This is a genomic window from Pseudoalteromonas sp. APC 3495 (assembly GCF_030407645.1).
Classification (GTDB): domain Bacteria; phylum Pseudomonadota; class Gammaproteobacteria; order Enterobacterales; family Alteromonadaceae; genus Pseudoalteromonas; species Pseudoalteromonas tetraodonis.
The window spans coordinates 1-20315 of record NZ_JASDDA010000060.1 but is presented as its reverse complement, the minus strand read 5'-3'; the positions used below and the strand labels follow the sequence as shown (position 1 = coordinate 20315).

Sequence of the window (20315 nt, the reverse complement as noted above, 5' to 3'; positions counted from 1 at the left end):
TAATCATACCATGATTATTTTTCACCGGTGCTATTCAATCTCTTTGTTTGCTATGAACCTCATGATTGTCTAAAATCGAGGCAACTGAAGCTTTCAAAAGTAATTACTATGAAAAAAATAGAAGCAATCATTAAACCGTTTAAGCTCGATGATGTGCGTGAAGCATTATCTGATGTAGGCATTACGGGTATGACAGTAAGTGAAGTAAAAGGGTTTGGGCGTCAAAAAGGCCACACAGAGCTATACCGTGGTGCTGAGTACATGGTTGACTTTTTACCTAAAGTAAAACTAGATATTGTGCTCGGTGATGAAGACGTAGAACGTGCTATTGATGTTATTGTTAAAACAGCACAAACTGGCAAAATCGGTGATGGTAAAATATTTGTCACTGACGTAGAACGTGTGGTTCGAATTCGTACTGCAGAAGAGGATGAAGAGGCTATATAGTCGAGTAAACCTCGTAAAAAAGGCGCTAATTTTATAACTAGCGCCTTTTTCGTGTTATTTATTTCTGCTATTAAATTTACGCGTTTGCTCTGCATGCTGACTTAGTTCAGTCAAGCCAAGCTTCTCGTAACTCTTTTCCATCATGGCGAGTGCCGCATCAAGATAACTACTTTGTGAGTAGTGCTCTACCACATATTTACCGCGATTTGCGGCTGCTAAATAGGCTTCACGTTCGTAATAGTAAGTTGCCACTTTTAACTCATAACGTGCCATGCGGTTTAATAACCAAACTAAACGACGTTTTGCTTCTGGCGCATAATCACTTTCTGGAAAACGTTTAACCAAAGTTGATAAGTCGGTATAAGCAACACGGGTGCGTTTAGCATCTCTGTCAGCTCTGTCTACACCAAAGTATTCTTGGAAAGCATTTTTATCCGCCTTAATATTAACCAAGCCACGCATGTAGTACATGTAATCTAAATCTTTGTGGTTTGGGTTTAAGCGAATAAAACGGTCGATTGTAGCAAGCGCTTGCTCTGTATTACCTGATTGGTAATGTGCATACACTAAATCCATTTGGACTTGTTTTGAAAACGGACCAAACGGGTAGCGAGAATCAATTGCCGTTAATAATTCAATTGCACGAGCGTATAAACCAGAATCAAGCGTTTGTTTTGCATCTTCGTATAGTGCTTGTGCCGATCTGTTGGGTACGCGTTGAATATCTTCTTGGTCAGGTGCAGACGAGCAGGCCCCTAAACTAAGCACTGAAACTGAAAAAACAATGGCGAATGCACGTTTCCCTATTTTATTTATCATTTTATTTGTTACCTTCGATGTCTTCGGCTAGGCCAAGTGGGTAAAACCGAGTAAACTATGCGTATTATGTTATGCTTTTATTAAAAGCGATTCTAACCCAGTCAAGCAAAGCTTGCACTGGTAAATTGGGTAAAGTTACTAATGTCAGAGCAAATATCTCTCCAAGCCGAGGTCCCAACAGACTTAGGTGGTAAACGTCTAGACCAAGTATTAGCACAATTGTTCCCTGATTATTCACGATCACGGATAAAAACGTGGATTTTAGATGATAAAATCACCGTTGATGGTGAAATTTTCAACACCCCGCGTGAAAAACTACTCGGTGGTGAAGTTGTAGCTGTTGAAACAACAATAGAAGCACCTCGTGAATACGAAGCACAAGATATCAAATTAAACATCGTTTATGAAGACGATGATATTTTAGTGATCAACAAACCAATGGGATTAGTGGTTCATCCTGGCGCAGGTAACCCTGACGGTACTGTGTTAAATGCTTTATTACACTACTATCCGGAAATTATTAACGTACCACGAGCGGGTATTGTGCATCGTTTAGACAAAGACACAACAGGTTTAATGGTTGTTGCTAAAACGATTCAGGCACAAACACATTTAGTTAAAGCACTGCAAAAGCGCGAAAACTTTACACGTGAATATGAAGCGTTATGTAATGGCACTATGACAGCCGGTGGTATGGTTGAAAAACCAATTGGTCGTCATGCTACGCAGCGTACGCATATGGCAGTACATGAAATGGGTAAACCAGCTATTACGCATTACCGTGTTGCCGAAAAATTCCGCGCCCATACTCGTTTGCGTTTACGCCTTGAAACAGGGCGTACACACCAAATTCGTGTGCATATGGCGTACTTAAACCACCCATTAATTGGCGATCAATCTTATGGCGGTCGTCCTCGTCCACCAAAAGGGGCAACGCCTGAGTTATTTGAGTTACTGCGTAGCTTTAAACGCCAAGCGCTTCATGCCGTTAAATTAAGTATTGCGCATCCAATCACCGGTGAAATGATGACCTGGCAAGCGCCTATCCCTGATGATATGGTCCAAATGACTCAAGCACTGCGTGAAGACACAAAAGCAAACCCTGATATAGCGAGTTAACAATGTTTGGCTTATCAGCTACATGGCAATCTCTTCATGGTGTAGATACATTGAGTACTACACGTGAAGGGGGCGTATCTCAGCCTCCATTCGATAGTTTGAATTTAGGGTTGCATGTAGGTGATAACAGCCAAGATGTATTAAATAACAGAGCACGTGTAAATGCTCATTTGCCTAAACCGGCAATTTGGTTAAATCAGGTTCATAGCGCTGATGTAATTACAGTGGATGAGCGATTTGACCCCAACCAAACACTCACAGCCGATGCGCTATATACGCAATTACGCAATCAACCTTTAGCCATAATGACCGCTGATTGTTTACCTATTTTACTCTCATCGAGTGACGGGCAAGAAGTGGCCGCAATTCATGCTGGTTGGCGAGGGTTAGAGCAAGGGGTGATAAACAATACGCTGGCATGTTTTAAAAATGCCTCGGCGAATATACATGCTTGGTTAGGTCCTGCAATAGGGGCGAATCAATTTCAAGTCGGCCAAGAGGTAGTCGAGTTATTTACAGCAAATAACCCACTAATGCACAGCGCGTTCAAAGCTCAAAATAATGAAAAGTATTTAGCTGATATCTATCTAATAGCAACTATTTTACTTAATCAACAGGGCGTTATAAACATTAGCGGGGGTGAGCATTGCACGGTTTCTCAAGCTAACTTGTTTTTTTCTTATCGGCGCGATGGCCAAACCGGTCGTATGGCAAGTTTGATCTGGCGCAAGTAAATAATCATTAGGTGATTATTTTTCCCACAATACCTTGAACAAACCCGCTAACATACCCATCTATTAAGTAATTCGTTTTTTTATAGGTAAACCCCCATGCGTTTAGATAGATTTACAAGTAAATTTCAGTCTGCGCTTTCAGATGCGCAATCATTAGCGCTAGGTCGCGATCATCAATTTATTGAACCTGTGCATCTAATGTACGCTTTGTTAAAACAAAGTGGCTCAAGTGTACGTGCACTATTTGCACAAATGAGCATCAGCGTTGATGAACTCAACACTAAATTATCACAAGAGATAGAAAAGTTATTTAAAGTGGAAGGTGTTGGTGGCGATGTACAGTTGTCAAATAACATGGTTTCACTGATAAACCTATGTGATAAATACGCCCAAAAGCGTAAAGATAAATACATTTCAAGTGAGTTGTTTGTATTAGTTGCGTGTGAAGATAAAGGCCCGCTTGGCAGTGTTTTTAAAGCACTTAACATTACGGCGAGTAAGGTTGAAACGGCAATTGAGGCGATTCGTGGTGGCCAAAAAGTTGACGATCCTAATGCGGAAGAAACACGCCAAGCACTTGAAAAGTACACCATCGATTTAACTGAGCGTGCAGAGCAAGGTAAGCTTGACCCTGTAATCGGTCGTGATGATGAAATTCGCCGCACTATTCAAGTATTACAACGCCGTACCAAAAATAACCCTGTGTTAATTGGTGAGCCAGGGGTGGGTAAAACAGCCATAGCTGAAGGGCTTGCACAGCGTATTATTAATGGTGAAGTGCCTGAGGGCTTAAAAAACAAGCGCGTATTATCACTTGATTTAGGCGCATTAGTTGCTGGTGCAAAATACCGAGGTGAATTTGAAGAGCGTTTAAAATCAGTACTTAATGAGTTGGCTAAAGAAGAAGGCCAAGTTATTTTATTTATTGATGAAATTCATACCATTGTTGGAGCGGGTAAAAGTGATGGCGCTATGGATGCGGGTAACATGTTAAAACCTGCCTTAGCACGCGGTGAACTCCATTGCGTAGGCGCAACCACTTTAGATGAATACCGTAAGTACATTGAAAAAGATGCTGCGCTTGAGCGCCGTTTCCAAAAGGTATTAATAGAAGAGCCTTCAGTAGAAGACACCATTGCTATTCTGCGTGGCTTGAAAGAGCGTTACGAATTACACCATTCAGTGGAGATCACCGACCCTGCAATCGTTGCCGCAGCGCAGTTATCGCATCGTTATATTAGTGATCGCCAATTACCCGATAAAGCAATCGATTTAATTGACGAAGCGGGCTCTTCTATTCGCTTGCAAATTGATTCAAAGCCAGAAGCTTTAGATAAATTAGAGCGCCGCATTATCCAATTAAAAATTGAAGATAACGCATTGGCCAAAGAGAAAGATGAAGCAAGTCAAAAGCGCCGTACAGAAATGGTCGAGCTGATCACTGAGCTTGAAGGGCAATACCGTGAACTAGATGAAGTATGGAATGCAGAAAAAGCGTCTTTACAAGGCACGCAGGTTATTAAAGCTGAGCTAGAGCAGGCACGACTTGATTTAGAAGTGGCTCGCAGAGCAAGTGACTTGCAGCGTATGTCTGAACTGCAATATGGACGTATACCTGAGCTTGAGCGCAAACTCGATTTAGCATCACAAGCAGAAATGCAAGAAATGAGCTTGCTTAAAAATCAGGTAGGCGAAGATGAAATTGCAGAAATTTTATCACGTTGGACCGGGATCCCAGTGGCGCGTATGCTCCAAGGTGAACGTGAAAAACTATTACAAATGGAAGAGCAGTTACATAACAAAGTCATTGGTCAAGATGAGGCCGTCGTTGCGGTGGCTAATGCCATTCGTCGTTCGCGTGCAGGGCTTGCTGATCCCAATCGTCCAATTGGCTCGTTCTTATTTTTAGGGCCTACAGGGGTTGGTAAAACAGAACTTACCAAGGCACTAGCAGGCTATATGTTTGATACCGAAAGTGCCATGGTGCGTATAGATATGTCTGAGTTTATGGAAAAACACTCAGTCGCACGTTTAGTCGGTGCGCCTCCAGGGTACGTAGGTTACGAAGAAGGTGGTTATTTAACCGAAGCTGTTCGTCGTAAACCCTATTCGGTTATTTTGCTTGATGAAATAGAAAAAGCGCATCCAGATGTGTTTAATATTTTATTACAAGTCCTTGATGACGGGCGTTTAACGGATGGCCAAGGGCGTACGGTTGATTTTAAAAATTCGGTTATCATTATGACCTCCAACTTGGGCTCAGATATCATTCAAGAGCAAGCGGGAAGTAATGACTATGACGAGCTTAAAGCAAAAGTCATGGGTGTTTTACATAATGAATTTAGACCCGAGTTCATTAACCGTATTGATGAAACTGTGGTATTTCACTCACTTTCACATAGTCATATTAAAGAAATTGCAGATATTCAGTTAAGCAAATTACGTCAACGATTGACAGAGATGGGGTATTTACTTGAGTTGACAGATGCTGCTCTTGAGCGAATTGCTGCCAGTGGCTTTGATCCTGTCTATGGCGCTCGTCCACTTAAACGGGCAATACAGCAAACCATTGAAAATCCATTAGCACAAAAACTGCTTAATAATGAATTTCAACCAGGTTGTATCATTGTCATTGATGCTAACGAAGACGGCTTAGTGTTTACGAGTCGATAATCTGAGCACAGCAAAAAGCCGCTGTTTACAGCGGCTTTTTTGTTTCTATTTTAGGGCGTTTGTTAAACTTTAAAAGTCAGTAATAAGTCATTCACTTTTCTTGAGCCTTCAACTAGTTCAGCCGCACCGTGCGCTACGCTAAAACTCAATTGTAAATTGTCATCCCCTAAGCCTTTAATCTTTTCAACATTACTACCAATGTCTTTACTTACAACCTGCTGCTGTTCTGCTGCGGCTGAAATATCCGTGGCGAGCTGTGAAATTTCACTAATTTGAATAAAAATACTATCAAGCTCTTGTTGTGTTTGTCCTGTTGTATTAACACAGTCATCGGCTTGTTGTTTTGTGCTCTGCATGATTTTAGACCAGCTAAACAAGGTATCTTGAATTTCTTTAATTGAGCTATGAATTTGTGCTGTGGCGTTTTGAGTTCGTGACGACAGCGCTCTTACTTCATCGGCAACGACTGCAAAACCACGCCCATGCTCACCGGCGCGTGCCGCTTCAATAGCCGCATTGAGTGCCAATAAGTTAGTTTGTTCAGCAATCCCTTCTATTTCACTCATGACTTGGCCAATTTTATCCGCTTCAGAGGCAAGCCCCGTTGCTGTGGCGGCCGCTTGCTCAACTTGTACAGCTAAGTCAGACACCATTTTACTGTTATCTGCAATATGATTCTTGATATCAGAGCAGCTTTGATAAGTAATGCCCACTTTATCAGCCGTGTTATTGGTATTGTTAGAGATTTCACCAATCGTGGTACTCATTTGTGACATGGCTGAAGCAATTTGTTCTAGCTGAGTGCCTTGAGAAGAAATACCTTGCTCGGTCAACGTCGATTGTTGATCTAACCCTTGGGCAATCGTATTAAAACTCAAGGTTGAATCTTTTACCCGCCCCAGTACCGTTCTTAATTTAGCACTGAGCATCTGCTCTCTATACTCACTAATGCTGTGTGGGTGCGAGCCACTAAACACATAACGAGATACAGAGTCTGCTTGGTTTTTTTGTTGTTTGAGGGTTGCAGGTGTGATTACCAGCTCATCATAATTTAAAACTAAAATAACAATACATACTAATAAGTTAATCGCGGCAAGCGAAAGAGAGCCCCACATTGCGACACTGGCTAACCAAATTAAAATACCCGCAATGCTCAAACCTTGTCTCATTGATGTGCGTTCGCGCCAGCTGAATAATGATTTATTAGCGTTAATTTTGGCATAGAGCTTTTGCGCTCTGCGTTTTGCGCGTTGCTCTAGTTTTATTCGTACAGACTGATAACCAATAAGTTGGCCATGCTCAAAAATAGGCGTTACAAATGCATCAACCCAATAATAGCGGCCGTCCTTACATAAGTTTTTTACCGCGCCACGCCACGAATGGCCTTGTTTTAAAGTGTCCCACATTTCTTTAAATGCAGCTTTTGGCATATCAGGGTGGCGAACGATATTGTGATTTTTATTTATCAGTTCATCCATCTCGTAGCCTGCGATACTACAAAACTCATGATTGGCATAAGTAATAACACCGCGTAAGTCAGTGGTTGAAACCAACTCTTGGTGTTCTTCGAAGTTAACTTCTTCATCTATTAAGCTTTGATTACGACGCATAGTGACTCTTTATCATTCTTTATTATGGCGGCTATTGTAATTACTAAAACTAATGTACGTTAGTGATATGTGTAAAATAGCAGGAATAAGACATTTTTTTTGATATTTATATGATCTTTATCAATATTAAGCGTAATTGAATTTTTCAGTTATGACAAACTTTTAGGGTTTAACTCTATCTTATCAAAGCGTTTTAAAACGCCATGTTGTCAGCGGGGGGTTATGGCAAATAATATGTAAAAGAAATTGTATATTCGTAGTGGCAATGGCAAGATTATCTTTTATAGCGTGAAACAAAGCGTGTTTAAAATCCAGTAAAAACTATATCTAATAAATTCATATAGTTTTTTCATCGTTTAATCTTGAGTAAAGGTAAAAAGACCCCATAACCTTATGATTAAGCCACTTGGCTCGAGGAAACTTTTTTTTGACAACTTATAATTTAAAGAACACGCTCAACGCGCTATCTAATGCAAATAATCAACAGGCTATTAAAGGCATTATGCGCGGTATTGAGAGAGAATCATTAAGAATTAACCACGATGGTTCTATTTCTAAACAGGCTCATCCTCAAGGTGTGGGCTGTGCGCTCACCAATGGGCATATTACCACTGATTTTTCTGAGTCTTTACTTGAGTTCATTACACCGGTTAGCGAGTCATCAACGCAAACTTTGCAGCAGCTAAAAGATTTACAAAAGTTCACCCTAGAACATATGGGCGATGAATTGTTGTGGCCAATTAGTATGCCGTGCTTTATAAATCATCAAGACGATATTGTATTGGCACAATTTGGCGACTCTAATGTCGGTAAAATGAAAACCCTATATCGCGAAGGCTTGAAGAATCGTTACGGCAGTATGATGCAAGCGATTGCTGGCGTGCATTTCAATATTTCTTTTCCACAAACGCTATGGCAGTCACTGCACTCATTAAAGCAAAGTGACGCGAAACTTGAAGATTTTATATCGGATAGTTACTTGGCGTTAATTCGTAATTTTAAACGCGAACTGTGGTTAATTAGCTACATGTTTGGCGCATCACCGGCATTATGTAGCTCTTTTTTACAAGGGCGTAAAAGCGACTTACCGTTTAAAAAACTCGGTAAAGGCACTTTATATTTGGAAGTGGGTACCGCATTACGGTTAGGTAACTTAGGCTATACCAATAGCGCACAATCGTCATTACGAGTAATGTATAACTCATTAGATGAATATGTTGCAGGACTTAAAAAAGCCATAAATACGCCTTCAGATATTTACGGCAGTATTGACGATTACACCAGTTCGACGCCAAAGCAATTAAATAAAAACATTTTGCAAATAGAGAACGAGTTTTACTCGCCAATTCGTCCTAAACGTAATGCAAAAAATGGTGAAACGCCCACCGATGCATTGCTAAGAGCGGGTATAGAATATATTGAAATTCGTGCATTGGATGTTAACCCGTTTAGTGAAGTTGGGATTGACTTAGAGCAAATACACTTTTTAGATGTGTTTTTAACTTATTGTTTATTAAAAGATTCAGCGCCTATGGATTGGCAAGAGCAAACTCGTAGCACTGAAAATCTTGATACGGTGGTTAACCAAGGTCGAGAACAAGGCTTGATGCTTAATTTTAATAATGAGCAGCGCAGCCTAGAATCTTGGGGTGATGAAATATTTAGTCAGCTGAGTGATGTTGCTCAGTGGATGGATACTGCTTACGATGTTGACTACTACTCAAACACTATTAAGCGCATGGCGACTTGGATTCATGATCCGGCATTAACGTATTCTGGTCGTTATGTTGAGCAGTTAAAAGCGTCAGGGTTAGATAATGGCCACTTTGCACTGTCACTTGCTCAGAAGTACAAACAAAGCCATGAAACAGCAAGTTATACTGAATTTTCAAAATCGTGGCTAGAGCAACAAGCTGCAGAGTCGTACCAAGCCCAAAAGGCAATTGAACAAGCTGATAAACAATCATTTACCGCATTTTTAGATACGTATTTCAGGGTCTGTTGACCTTTGCGGATTACAATTTGTTCAAACTAGGAGCGGTTTAATCGCGGCGCGAGGTTTGTAACCTAGTGGGCTAAGTAAAAACCGAGCAACAAAGAGTAAATCGCTTCTAGGCAGAACCCGAAGGGCAGCACCTGTTTGGCATTGATGCTGCGTTATCGCCTATTTATGGGGAATAACCACACCACATAGGCTTTGCCTTGCCTAAATACCAAACAAACTGCTGCAAATGCAACCTTGAAAGGTCAACAGACCCAAGTAAGTAGCAGGCAAAAAAAACGCAGCTCATAGTAGCTGCGTAAATATTCTTTAGGGATGAAACAATGCTGTACTGCTGCATTCATAGATTCAGACCCACACTTTTTTAAAAAGTTCAGTGAGATCTTAAAAAATGAAAAAAAATATTATTACCTTATCTTTGCTGCTCACTATAGCTGGGTGTGCAACAGCTCCCCCAAAGCAACCAGAAGATATTTGTAAAATTTTCGAAGAGAAATCTGACTGGTATTTTGATGCCAAAGACGCGCAGGAAAAGTGGGGCTCCCCAAAACATGTGTTAATGAGCATGATGTATCAAGAAAGTTCTTTTCGCCACGATGCAGCACCGCCTATGGAATACTTCTTATGGATAATCCCTACTGGTCGTGCAAGCGATGCCTATGGCTATTCTCAAGCTAAAACGCCTACTTGGTCTGATTATATTCGTGAAACAGGTAACAGTGGCGCCGACAGAGACGAATTTGAAGATGCGATTGATTTTATGGCGTGGTTTGTTTATAAAACCCATAAAGTTAATGGTGTGTCTAAGTGGGACGCCTACGCACAGTATTTAAATTATCATGAGGGATGGGGCGGTTATAAACGAGGCACCTATCGTAAGAAAAAATGGCTAATGAGCGTTGCCAATAAAGTAAAACATCGGGCAAGCCGTTATGGCGCACAGCTAAGACGCTGCGAAGATGATTTAGATAAAGGTTGGTTAGAGCGATTGTTCTTTTAGATTAGATTAAAAAGGAGCCAGCAGGCTCCTTTTTTATTGGTTTATTTTTTACGTTTGTTTGGTTGAATTTTAACTTGTTTAATCATGTTTTCTTTTACCTCAAGTACTTCAACCGGATAGCCTGCAATACGAATACTTAAATTAGCATCGGGTATATCTTCTAAGTACTCAACAATCAAGCCACTTAATGTTTTAGGACCGTCTAATGGGAATTCCCAGCCCATTTCTTTATTTAAGTCGCGAACGTTAGCACCGCCGTCGACAATATAAGAGCCATCGTTTTGTGTGGTTACTTCTTCACTCGGTGTCCGAGTTTGAGTGGTAGTAAAATCACCCACAACTTCTTCAAGAATATCTTCAAGAGTGACTAAGCCCTGAATGTCGCCATATTCATCAACAACAATACCAATACGTTCTTTTGATAACTGAAATTTTAGTAGTTGAGTGTTCAGCGAGGTGCCCTCAGGGATAAAGTAAATTTCACGTACCGCACGCAATAGCGAAGGCTTATCAAACTGCTCTTTAGTTAAAAGGCGAAGCGCATCACGAGAGTGAATAAAGCCAACAGCATCATCAATATTGTCGCGGTATAAAAGCACCCGGGTATGTTGAGCGTGAGTAAGTTGTTTACTGATTATTTTCCAATCGTCATTAATATCAATCGCCACAATTTCATTGCGAGGGATCATAATATCTTCAACGGTAACTTGCTCTAAATCTAAAATAGAGGTCAACATACTTTGGTGACGAGCGGGGATCAGCGCCCCCGATTCATTTAGCACGGTTTTTAATTCTTCTTTACTCATGCTGTGCTCATCTATTTGTGCATCGCTAATACCAAATAAGCGCAATATACCATTGGTCATCCAGTTAACAACGACAACAAATGGGAAGAGAATTTTTAGTAACCCTTTGAGTATCACCGAACTTGGAAAAGCGACTCGCTCAGGATAGAGGGCGGCCAGTGTTTTTGGCGTTACTTCAGCGAAAATCAGCACCACAAGTGTTAATGCACCTGTTGCTATAGCAATACCTAAATCACCATACAAACGAATACCAATAATGGTGGCAACTTGGGCAGCCGCAATATTGACAAGGTTATTACCAATAAGGATAAGACCTATCAACCTGTCAGGTCGACTGAGTAATTTACTAACGCGTTTCGCAGCACGATGATTCTCTTTAGCGAGGTGTCGTAAACGAATACGGTTGATTGACATGATTCCGGTTTCTGACCCGGAGAAGTAAGCAGAAAAAAGTACCAATAAACCTAAAATGATAAACAGCGTACTTGTCGATATGTCGTCCAACGATGGATCCTTTTTTTATAAACCAATGCGTATTAAGCTAGAGTGAGCTTTCAGAGTCAAGTTAAAACTTATTTAGAACCACTTCTTGTATAAAACGGCTGCCAAAATAAGCGAGTGTGAGTGTAAATGCGGCAATCATAATACTCACTACCACCATTTTCCCTCGCCAACCTCGTTTTACATGGCCAACGGCAATCGTAGCAAAAATAGCCCAAGCAACTAAAGATAAGATTGTTTTATGAATAAACTCTTTGGCAAACATGCCATCAAGAAATACAAACCCTGTAATCAGCGCCACGCTTAATAATACTGTGCCTAAATTTAATAGTTGATAAAGTTGACGCTCTACCACCATTAGTGGCGGTAAATGGCTATGTACTATTGCTAAATCTTTACGTTTCAAACGTTTATCAATAAAGTAAAATTGTACGCCGTAAAGGGTGGCGATAATTAAGATACAGTAGGCTAATAACGACAGTGAAATATGCGCAACTAACGCAAGCTCTACATTAATGCTATGAAGTAAAACGTGATGAGGAATAAACAGGCTAGCAATAGTTAACAGGGCAGCAAAGCCGTATACAACAGGTAATAGCAGTGTCGCAGGAAACTTCAAAGAGACGGTGGTGACACAAAGCACTATTACCCAACAAGTCAGTAATGCAACATTAACAATACTTAAATCTTGGCCATCGGCTCTAAACACCGAGTTTACTAAAAGCAGCATATGCGCCAAAATAGCGACAGTGCTCAGTATTATAGTAATTTTTTGGCTTGGTCCCTGACGATGAAACAATCGCGAAAGCACGTGAGACGTTGCTAACACATAAAATAAACTGGCAATAATAGTTAAACTAATAATCAGCATTTTGCTTTGGCCACTTAATTGAAGTCAAATAATTCGTGTTCGTTATCTGGTCATTGTATTTTATAGCAACGCAAATGCATAGACCCTGTAAAAAGAAACTCAATAAGCAGCACTTCAGCACTGTATTGTATGCCACCATTTACGGTATACTATTTTCAATTGAATTTTAATAACATCGACCTTATTAATAGAGTTGATATAAACGTCTTTTCGGAACCGTTACATGTTTGAGAACCTCCAAGAACGATTAGGTAAAACCCTAAAAAATATTAGTGGCCGTGGTCGCTTAACTGAAGACAACATTAAAGATACACTTCGTGAAGTGCGAATGGCATTTTTAGAAGCCGATGTGGCGTTGCCTGTTGTTCGCGAGTTTGTAAAGCAAGTTAAAGAGCGTGCGGTTGGTGTTGAAGTCACCAAAAGCTTGAGCCCTGGCCAAGTATTTATAAAAATTGTTCGTGAAGAACTTGAAAAAGCCATGGGTGAAGCTAACGAAGAGCTAAGCCTTAACGCACAGCCGCCAGCGGTAGTGATGATGGCTGGTCTTCAAGGTGCGGGTAAAACCACCAGTGTGGGTAAGCTGGCTAAGTTTTTAAAAGAGCGCAAGAAGAAGTCTGTGCTAGTGGTGAGTGCCGATGTGTATCGTCCAGCGGCAATTAAGCAATTAGAAACCTTAGCAACAGAAGTTAATGTAGAATTTTTCCCAAGTGATATTTCGCAAAAACCAGTTGATATTGCAACTGCCGCCATTTCTCATGCGAAAAAGAAATTTATTGATGTTGTATTAGTCGATACTGCGGGTCGTTTGCATGTTGATAGCGACATGATGGATGAAATTAAAGCCTTGCATCATGCAATTAATCCAATCGAAACGCTATTCGTTGTTGATGCAATGACAGGTCAAGATGCGGCAAATACAGCAAAAGCATTTGACGAAGCTTTACCGCTGACCGGTGTGATACTGACTAAAACAGATGGTGATGCCCGAGGTGGTGCTGCTTTATCTATTCGTCATATTACTGGTAAGCCAATTAAATTTATGGGTGTGGGTGAGCGCACTGATGCCCTTGAGCCTTTCCACCCAGACCGAATTGCTTCACGTATTTTAGGCATGGGTGATGTACTTTCATTAATCGAAGAAGTCGAGATGAAAGTAGACAAAGAACAAGCGGCAAAAGTAGCACAAAAAGTATTTAAAGGTGATGGCTTTACGCTGGATGACTTTGCTGATCAATTAAAGCAAATGAAAAACATGGGTGGCATGATGTCGATGCTCGATAAACTGCCTGGCATGCAAAACATCCCAGATGCGGTTAAAGGGCAAATGGGTGATAAAACCTTTATTCAAATGGAAGCGATTATTAGCTCTATGACCAAAAAAGAGCGTGCACGCCCAGAAATCATCAAAGGTTCGCGTAAAAAGCGTATTGCTGCGGGCTCTGGTACGCAAGTACAAGAGATCAATAAACTGCTTAAGCAATTTACGCAAATGCAAAAAATGATGAAGAAGATGAAAGGTAAAGGTGGCATGCAAAAAATGATGCGTGGCATGAAAGGGATGTTACCACCTGGCATGATGGGTGGCGGTGGTCCAAAATTTTAATAATTTAACCTTTAATACCTCCAATACGAGATAAAAAGTAATCAATAAAGAGGCAAAATGCCTCTTTATTGTTGAATAAACTATGCACAGAATAGCTTATTCATATACTTTTTCATCTTGGATCACGGTTTAATCTACTAAACTGCCTTTTTGCATCACTTCTTACTTGCATTGTTGCTAAAAACTCGTACAATTCACCGGCTCCCTATACTGGGGAGTAAATCTTATTAATGAAAACAGTCAATCTATTTAGAGGACGGTATGGTAACTATTCGTTTGCAACGTGGTGGCGCTAAAAAACGCCCTTTCTATCAAATTGTGGTTGCGGATAGCCGTTTCTCGCGTGACGGTCGCTTCATCGAGAAAGTAGGTTTCTTTAACCCAATCGCTTCAGGTCAAGAAGAAAAACTTCGTTTAGATTTACCACGTGTTGAGCACTGGTTAGGTCAAGGCGCAGGTCTTTCAGATCGTGTAGCTAAATTAGTTAAAGACGCTCGTAAAGCGGCTTAATAGGCGTAAGTGTAACCATGAGTCAAGAGAACACCTCATCAATAATTGTCGTAGGAAAGCTCGGCGCCCCATATGGTATAAAGGGCTGGCTTAAGGTGCATTCATTTACTGATGATCCCCAAGGGATCTTCGATTTCAGCCCGTGGTTGATAGGGCAGCAAGGTAAATGGCAATCCTTAGAAGTGGTCGACTGGCGTCGCCACAACAAAGGCTTTATCGCTAAGTTTGCGCAAGTAAACGACAGAGACCAAGCAATGGCTTATACCAATGTTGAAATTTCTGTGGATTCAGCGCAGCTACCAGAATTACCGCAAGGTGAATTCTATTGGCGAGATCTCATTGGCATGTCGGTTGTAACTGATAAAGGTTATAACTTAGGCATTGTTGATGACCTTATGGAGACAGGCTCAAATGACGTACTGGTTGTGAAAGCAAACAGTAAAGATGCATTTGGCCAAGCAGAACGTTTAATTCCTTTTTTAACTGATTCAGTTATTCAAGAGGTTAAATATGATGCGAAAGAAATTACTGTAGATTGGGATCCAAGCTTTTAATGAGTCAAACAAGTTCGTTGTGGGTAGGGGTTATCAGCCTTTTCCCGGATATGTTTGATGCAATTACAACGCAAGGTGTAACCGGTCGCGCTGTTAAAAAGGGTTTAATCGACTTTAACTGCTGGAATCCACGAGACTATGCAACTGATAAGCATAGAACCGTAGATGATCGTCCTTACGGGGGCGGGCCAGGCATGTTAATGATGGTTGAGCCGCTTAAACAAGCCATTCTTGAAGCCAAACAGGCTGCAGGGGATGGTGCAAAAGTAATTTATATGTCGCCACAAGGGCGCAAACTAGATCAGCAAGGGGCTAGCGAACTCGCAAGCTCTGAAAAACTGATTTTAATTGCCGGTCGCTATGAAGGTATAGACGAGAGAATAATAGAATCGTACGTTGACGAAGAATGGTCAATTGGTGATTTTATTTTGAGTGGAGGTGAACTACCTGCCATGACATTAATTGACGCAGTAGCTCGATTAGTGCCAGGGGTGTTAGGACACAACCAGTCAGCAGAGCAAGATTCATTTTCGGATGGCTTGCTAGATTGTCCTCACTATACACGGCCAGAAACATTGGACGACAAACAGGTGCCTGCTGTATTACTCAGCGGAAACCACCAAGAGATAGCAAAATGGCGGCTTATGCAGTCATTAGGTAGAACTTGGCTTCGCCGTCCTGACTTGTTGCATAACCTAGCTCTGACTGAGGAGCAAGCGGTATTACTCGCGAAATTTCAGCAAGAGTACCAAAAAGCTTGTGGCTAGAAGACAGTTACACCTAGGAAAGTGAGAAACATAATGGCAAAAGTAAACCAAAATATTATTAAAGCGCTTGAAGAAGAGCAGCTTAAAACAGACGTACCTGCATTCGGCGCTGGTGATACAGTAGTTGTACAGGTAAAAGTAAAAGAAGGTGCTAAAGAGCGTCTACAGGCCTTTGAAGGTGTTGTAATCGCTAAGCGTAATCGTGGTCTTCACTCAGCATTCACAGTTCGTAAAATCTCGAACGGTGAAGGTGTTGAGCGTGTATTCCAAACGCACAGCCCTCTTATTGATAGCGTAACAGTTAAGCGTCGCGGTGCGGTTCGTCGTGCTAAGCTTTACTATCTACGTGAGCGTTCAGGTAAATCTGCACGTATTAGAGAAAAACTTAACTAATACGCGCTGTTTATCAACGCAAAAAAACGGGTTGCAACCTTTGGGTTGCAACCCGTTTTGGTTTTAATGCTATTGCAATTTTTATATCGCTACATTTAAAAACCAATACACACCTTAACCAGCATGCGTTAAAGTGTGGTTCACTTCAAAGCACAATATCTTCTCACTTCTTGCAAAAAATGATGTACAAAAATGAATGATAAAACGATAGTTACGCACAACGGCAATTTTCATGCAGATGATGTTTTTAGTATCGCTGCGCTTAAAATTATTTTCCCTTCTTTTACCCTTATCCGCACACGCGATAATGCGATTATTAATGACGCTGATGTGGTTATTGATGTTGGCGGCCAATATGACCCAGAAACTGACCGGTTTGATCATCATCAGCGCGGCGGTGCCGGTGCTCGCGAAAATGGGATTCCTTTTTCGTCATTTGGCTTGGTGTGGAAAAAATATGGCTTAGCAATATGTGATGATAATCAAGATGTGGCGAATGCAGTTGATGCAGGGCTTGTATCAACTATTGATGCCATTGATTGTGGTCATGTTGAAGGTGTTGCCACAGGAATTAGTTTAAGCCAAACAATTTCTATGTTTAACCCAACATGGGAAGAAGAAAGTAATTTTGATGCTGCTTTTGATCAAGCGGTTGAATTTGCACACACTTTGCTGCTTCGTTTTGTTGCCTCAGCGCAGGGTGGTTTAAATGCTAAAAAGATTGTTGCTCAAGCAATTAAACAGGCAGACGATCCACGATTAATCGTACTAGAGCGTTATACGCCGTGGAAAAAAACCGTACATAGCTTATCAGAAGAGGCGCTATATGTAGTGTATCCATCGCATTCTGGTAAGTGGATAGTGCAAACGGTACCTGCAGAGCTAGGCTCGTTTGAAGACCGAAAGCCATTACCTGCACCGTGGGCTGGATTATCTGATAGTGAATTTCAAGCAGTGACCGGTATAGATGATGCTATGTTTTGCCATAATGGCCTATTTATCGCCGGTGCAGAATCATTTGAAAGTGTTATGTCGCTTGCGACTATGGCATTGGAATATTAGATAAAAAGTGCTAATTAAAGTGGCTATTAAGCCACTTTAATTTTCATTGTTTAAACTCGGCATAGACTTACATTTTTATATGCTTTTTAATTCACTTTACGCAAGCTGTGCTCTATTCATTTAATTATCCTACCTTGGTCGCAGTTGAGTGACTCATACTGATCTTTTCACTAATTAGCCTTTTAACCCCTAACGTATCCTGTTAGTATTTATCGTATTGATTAGTTTACTTTTTTGTAATTATTAATTTACGATTTTGCTTTTTTGGATGGAATGAGAACGTGGCAGAGATAAGTGATTTAGCGCAGCTAAGAAAAGGTATAGATGAATGCGATGCGCAACTGGTTGCCTTACTTGCAAAGCGCAATGGTATTACTCAACAAATTGGCGCAATAAAACAACAAACTGGCGCGCCACTACATGCACCCGATAGAGAAGCTGATTTATTAGCTGCACGACGCCAAGAGGCAATTAATCAAGGTGTAAACCCTGATTTAGTCGAAGACATTCTCAGGCGCATGATGCGTGAAGCTTATCAAAATCAACAGGCCAAATTAGCTTGTGCCGACTCACAACTATCTCCGATTGTCATTGTTGGTGGTGAAGGGGCAATGGGGCAGCTATTTGCAAAACAATTTCAGCGCTCGGGTTACGAAGTTAAAGTTTTAGATAAAGCCCAGCAATCACAGGCAGCAGAGATTTTAAAAGGCGCAAAACTGGTGATGATCAGTGTGCCAATTAATGCCCTCGAAACGGTTGTTAACGCGTTACCTAAACTCGATGATGATTGTTTGCTGGTTGATATTACATCGGTTAAACAAGCGCCGTTAAATGTGCTCAAAAAAGTTCACAATGGCGCTGTTGTTGGCTTACACCCCATGTTTGGTCCTGATATTTCTCATTGGGTGAAACAAACCGTGGTGGTATGTGAAGGGCGTAATCCTGAAGTGGCACAAGGTTTATTAAAGCAGCTACAAATTTGGGGCTGTCAGTTAGTAGAACTTGATGCTAAAAAACACGATGAAGCGATGCAAATCATTCAGGTTATGCGCCATTTAACCACCTTTGTGTACGGTCAGTTTTTAGCAAAACAAGGACATACACTGGCAGAGCTGCGTAGTTGCTCATCACCTATTTATCAGTTAGAGCTGATGATGGTCGGTCGTCTCTTTGCGCAATCGCCAGAGTTGTATACTGATATTATGCTGGCGCAATTTGATAATGTAGAAAGCTTATTAGCGCAGTATCAGTGTTTGTTCTCAGAGACGCTTAAAAAGTTAAAAGCAGGGGATAAGCCAGCCTTAATCGATGCCTTTGCTGATGCAAAAGCCTACTTTTCTGACTCCACAGCGCACTTTTTGACACAAAGTCGCAGTTTATTAAATAAAGCGAACGACGCCAAAGTACTCGATTAAACGTGACAGATTAATTAAAACGAAAAAGGGCCCGCAGGCCCTTTTTTAATGTTGCTTTAGGCTAGCTTTGTACACTCACCGCTTGCAGTGATTCGCTTTGATAACAGCCTAATACGCGTACGTACTGGGTATGCTCTTTAAGCTCTTCTAACGCATGTTTCACTTGGCTATCAGCAAGGTTCGCTTCTAAATCCACATAGAATACTTCTTCCCATGGATTTCCTGGTACAGGGCGAGACTCTAATTTTACTAGATTTATATTATGCTGTTTAAAAATCATCAGCGCATCGGCGAGTGAGCCTGCTTGTTGCTTAGTTGCCATAATTAAACTGGTTTTAGTGGGGATTTGTTTAGATACATGTAGCGGTTTACGTGCAACCACAATGAAGCGACTATGGTTTTCTTTTTGATTAGCAAGATTGGCCTTAATGACTTCAAGCCCTACATTTTTACCTGCTTGTGCAGAGCCAATAGCCGCACTGTTAGGTGTTTCAAGTGCTGATTTTAATGCACTCGATGTTGAATCGCAGGTCTCATGCTGCAAATCGCCAAGCCCTTGTAAAAAACGGCTACATTGAGCAAACGGTTGCGGGTGAGCAAACACTTTGGTTAATTGGTTAAGTTCTGTGTCTGGGGCGGCTAATAAACAATGCTCTACGCTGTGAGTGACTTCGCCGACAATAGAGACTTGCGCGTGCTGGAGTAAATCAAATACTTCATTAATACTGCCTGAGCTGGTATTTTCAATAGGTAACAAGCCAAAGTCGGCTTGGCCATTTTCTACTTTACCGGTGATCTCATCAAAAGAACTACAGCCAATTTCAATTAATTTGCCTGGTCGGCGACTAAAGTACTTATGACACGCAAGTTGACTGTAAGATCCTTGTCCGCCTAAATAGGTCACCCGATGGGTTTCACTTAGCGCATCAGGGTTGAGGTTTTTTTGCAGCATAGCTTGTTGATGTAATACTGAGTCTTCTAATATGGTTTGAAAAACATTATTTACATAGTAGGCATCTAAACCAAGAGATTTACCATAACCGATTAATTTTTCGAGTAATGCTAATTCACGTGCTTCATCACGAATTGGTTTATTATTCGCTATCTTATATTCAACAACACCATGGCTAATACGGCGTCGCTTCGCTAATAACACAAGTAGGTCAGAATCGATTTCATTTATATCGTGCCTAAGCGTGTCTAAAACATCATTGCTCATTTGGTTTTCCTCATTCCAAAAATGTCACTGTATTTAACAGCGTAAACAAAAAAGCCTCCCAGTTGGGAGGCTTTACTATTCGATTGATTTTATCTCACAAACAGGGAAGCCTCTTCTATATAAAGAAGCTAAAAAAAGATAAGAAAGTAAGTGAGTATTTTATATTCATGCCCTTAATGTATGAAGAGTAACCTCTAATGTCAACAAGCA

Annotated in this window: 18 protein-coding genes and 1 other annotated feature; of the genes, 13 read left to right on the top strand and 5 right to left on the bottom strand. The window is 41.0% G+C overall.

The genetic code is table 11. The features are described from left to right. Window positions 1-108 precede the first annotated feature (108 nt). Entirely contained in the window at window positions 109-447 is a 339-nt protein-coding gene (locus QL984_RS16925; RefSeq protein ID WP_013464483.1) for a P-II family nitrogen regulator, read from the top strand. 54 nt (window positions 448-501) lie between these two features. Here QL984_RS16925 and QL984_RS16920 read toward each other — a convergent pair whose 3' ends face one another. Continuing rightward, window positions 502-1266: an outer membrane protein assembly factor BamD gene (locus QL984_RS16920; RefSeq protein WP_013464484.1), complete on the bottom strand. Its 765-nt coding sequence runs from the start codon at window positions 1264-1266 to the stop codon at window positions 502-504. A gap of 141 nt (window positions 1267-1407) precedes the next feature. Here QL984_RS16920 and rluD point away from each other — a divergent pair, with 141 nt between their 5' ends. The 3 genes from rluD to clpB all read left to right on the top strand — a co-directional run bounded on the left by rluD (window position 1408) and on the right by clpB (window position 5792). Further along, window positions 1408-2385, top strand: a complete 978-nt coding sequence (gene rluD, locus QL984_RS16915) for a 23S rRNA pseudouridine(1911/1915/1917) synthase RluD (RefSeq protein WP_013464485.1) — start codon at window positions 1408-1410, stop codon at window positions 2383-2385. 2 nt (window positions 2386-2387) lie between these two features. Then, on the top strand, window positions 2388-3119 hold the full coding sequence (pgeF, locus tag QL984_RS16910; RefSeq protein WP_028835383.1) for a peptidoglycan editing factor PgeF: 732 nt from the start codon (window positions 2388-2390) through the stop codon (window positions 3117-3119). Between the two features lie 96 nt (window positions 3120-3215). Further along, the gene (gene clpB / locus QL984_RS16905; RefSeq protein ID WP_036956846.1) at window positions 3216-5792 is read left to right on the top strand and encodes an ATP-dependent chaperone ClpB; all 2577 of its coding nucleotides are present in this window, start codon (window positions 3216-3218) and stop codon (window positions 5790-5792) included. A gap of 62 nt (window positions 5793-5854) precedes the next feature. Here clpB and QL984_RS16900 read toward each other — a convergent pair whose 3' ends face one another. After that, complete coding sequence (locus QL984_RS16900) at window positions 5855-7402, bottom strand: PAS domain-containing methyl-accepting chemotaxis protein (RefSeq protein WP_036956847.1); 1548 nt, start codon at window positions 7400-7402, stop codon at window positions 5855-5857. Between the two features lie 427 nt (window positions 7403-7829). On the opposite strand from QL984_RS16900, the gene gshA reads away from it, so the two are divergent. Together gshA and QL984_RS16885 are read left to right on the top strand one after the other, a co-directional pair. Beyond that, window positions 7830-9407: a glutamate--cysteine ligase gene (gene gshA, locus QL984_RS16895; RefSeq protein WP_096038299.1), complete on the top strand. Its 1578-nt coding sequence runs from the start codon at window positions 7830-7832 to the stop codon at window positions 9405-9407. 388 nt (window positions 9408-9795) lie between these two features. After that, complete coding sequence (locus tag QL984_RS16885; protein ID WP_013464490.1) at window positions 9796-10404, top strand: transglycosylase SLT domain-containing protein; 609 nt, start codon at window positions 9796-9798, stop codon at window positions 10402-10404. A gap of 41 nt (window positions 10405-10445) precedes the next feature. Here QL984_RS16885 and QL984_RS16880 read toward each other — a convergent pair whose 3' ends face one another. Together QL984_RS16880 and ccsA are read right to left on the bottom strand one after the other, a co-directional pair. Then, complete coding sequence (locus tag QL984_RS16880) at window positions 10446-11714, bottom strand: CNNM domain-containing protein (RefSeq protein ID WP_290173024.1); 1269 nt, start codon at window positions 11712-11714, stop codon at window positions 10446-10448. Window positions 11715-11775: 61 nt separating this feature from the next. Beyond that, complete coding sequence (gene ccsA / locus QL984_RS16875) at window positions 11776-12582, bottom strand: cytochrome c biogenesis protein CcsA (RefSeq protein WP_013464492.1); 807 nt, start codon at window positions 12580-12582, stop codon at window positions 11776-11778. Between the two features lie 223 nt (window positions 12583-12805). Between ccsA and ffh the strand changes: the two genes are divergently transcribed. The 7 genes from ffh to tyrA all read left to right on the top strand — a co-directional run bounded on the left by ffh (window position 12806) and on the right by tyrA (window position 18886). Next, entirely contained in the window at window positions 12806-14185 is a 1380-nt protein-coding gene (gene ffh / locus QL984_RS16870) for a signal recognition particle protein (RefSeq protein ID WP_013464493.1), read from the top strand. Between the two features lie 261 nt (window positions 14186-14446). Beyond that, window positions 14447-14695: a 30S ribosomal protein S16 gene (gene rpsP / locus QL984_RS16865; RefSeq protein ID WP_008114468.1), complete on the top strand. Its 249-nt coding sequence runs from the start codon at window positions 14447-14449 to the stop codon at window positions 14693-14695. Between the two features lie 17 nt (window positions 14696-14712). Further along, window positions 14713-15249, top strand: coding sequence for a ribosome maturation factor RimM (gene rimM, locus QL984_RS16860; protein ID WP_008114470.1), 537 nt, complete (start codon window positions 14713-14715; stop codon window positions 15247-15249). After that, the gene (trmD, locus tag QL984_RS16855; RefSeq protein WP_013464494.1) at window positions 15249-16016 is read left to right on the top strand and encodes a tRNA (guanosine(37)-N1)-methyltransferase TrmD; all 768 of its coding nucleotides are present in this window, start codon (window positions 15249-15251) and stop codon (window positions 16014-16016) included. The genes rimM and trmD overlap by 1 nt, the downstream gene beginning before the upstream one ends. A gap of 33 nt (window positions 16017-16049) precedes the next feature. Further along, on the top strand, window positions 16050-16409 hold the full coding sequence (gene rplS / locus QL984_RS16850) for a 50S ribosomal protein L19 (protein ID WP_008114473.1): 360 nt from the start codon (window positions 16050-16052) through the stop codon (window positions 16407-16409). A gap of 192 nt (window positions 16410-16601) precedes the next feature. Beyond that, window positions 16602-17471: an MYG1 family protein gene (locus tag QL984_RS16845; RefSeq protein WP_013464495.1), complete on the top strand. Its 870-nt coding sequence runs from the start codon at window positions 16602-16604 to the stop codon at window positions 17469-17471. A gap of 281 nt (window positions 17472-17752) precedes the next feature. Next, window positions 17753-18886: a bifunctional chorismate mutase/prephenate dehydrogenase gene (gene tyrA / locus QL984_RS16840; protein WP_013464496.1), complete on the top strand. Its 1134-nt coding sequence runs from the start codon at window positions 17753-17755 to the stop codon at window positions 18884-18886. Window positions 18887-18947: 61 nt separating this feature from the next. On the opposite strand, the gene QL984_RS16835 is transcribed toward tyrA, so the two are convergent. Further along, window positions 18948-20105, bottom strand: a complete 1158-nt coding sequence (locus QL984_RS16835; RefSeq protein ID WP_013464497.1) for a chorismate mutase — start codon at window positions 20103-20105, stop codon at window positions 18948-18950. Window positions 20106-20149: 44 nt separating this feature from the next. After that, window positions 20150-20272: a sequence feature (Phe leader region), on the bottom strand. Between the last annotated feature and the right edge of the window lie 43 nt (window positions 20273-20315).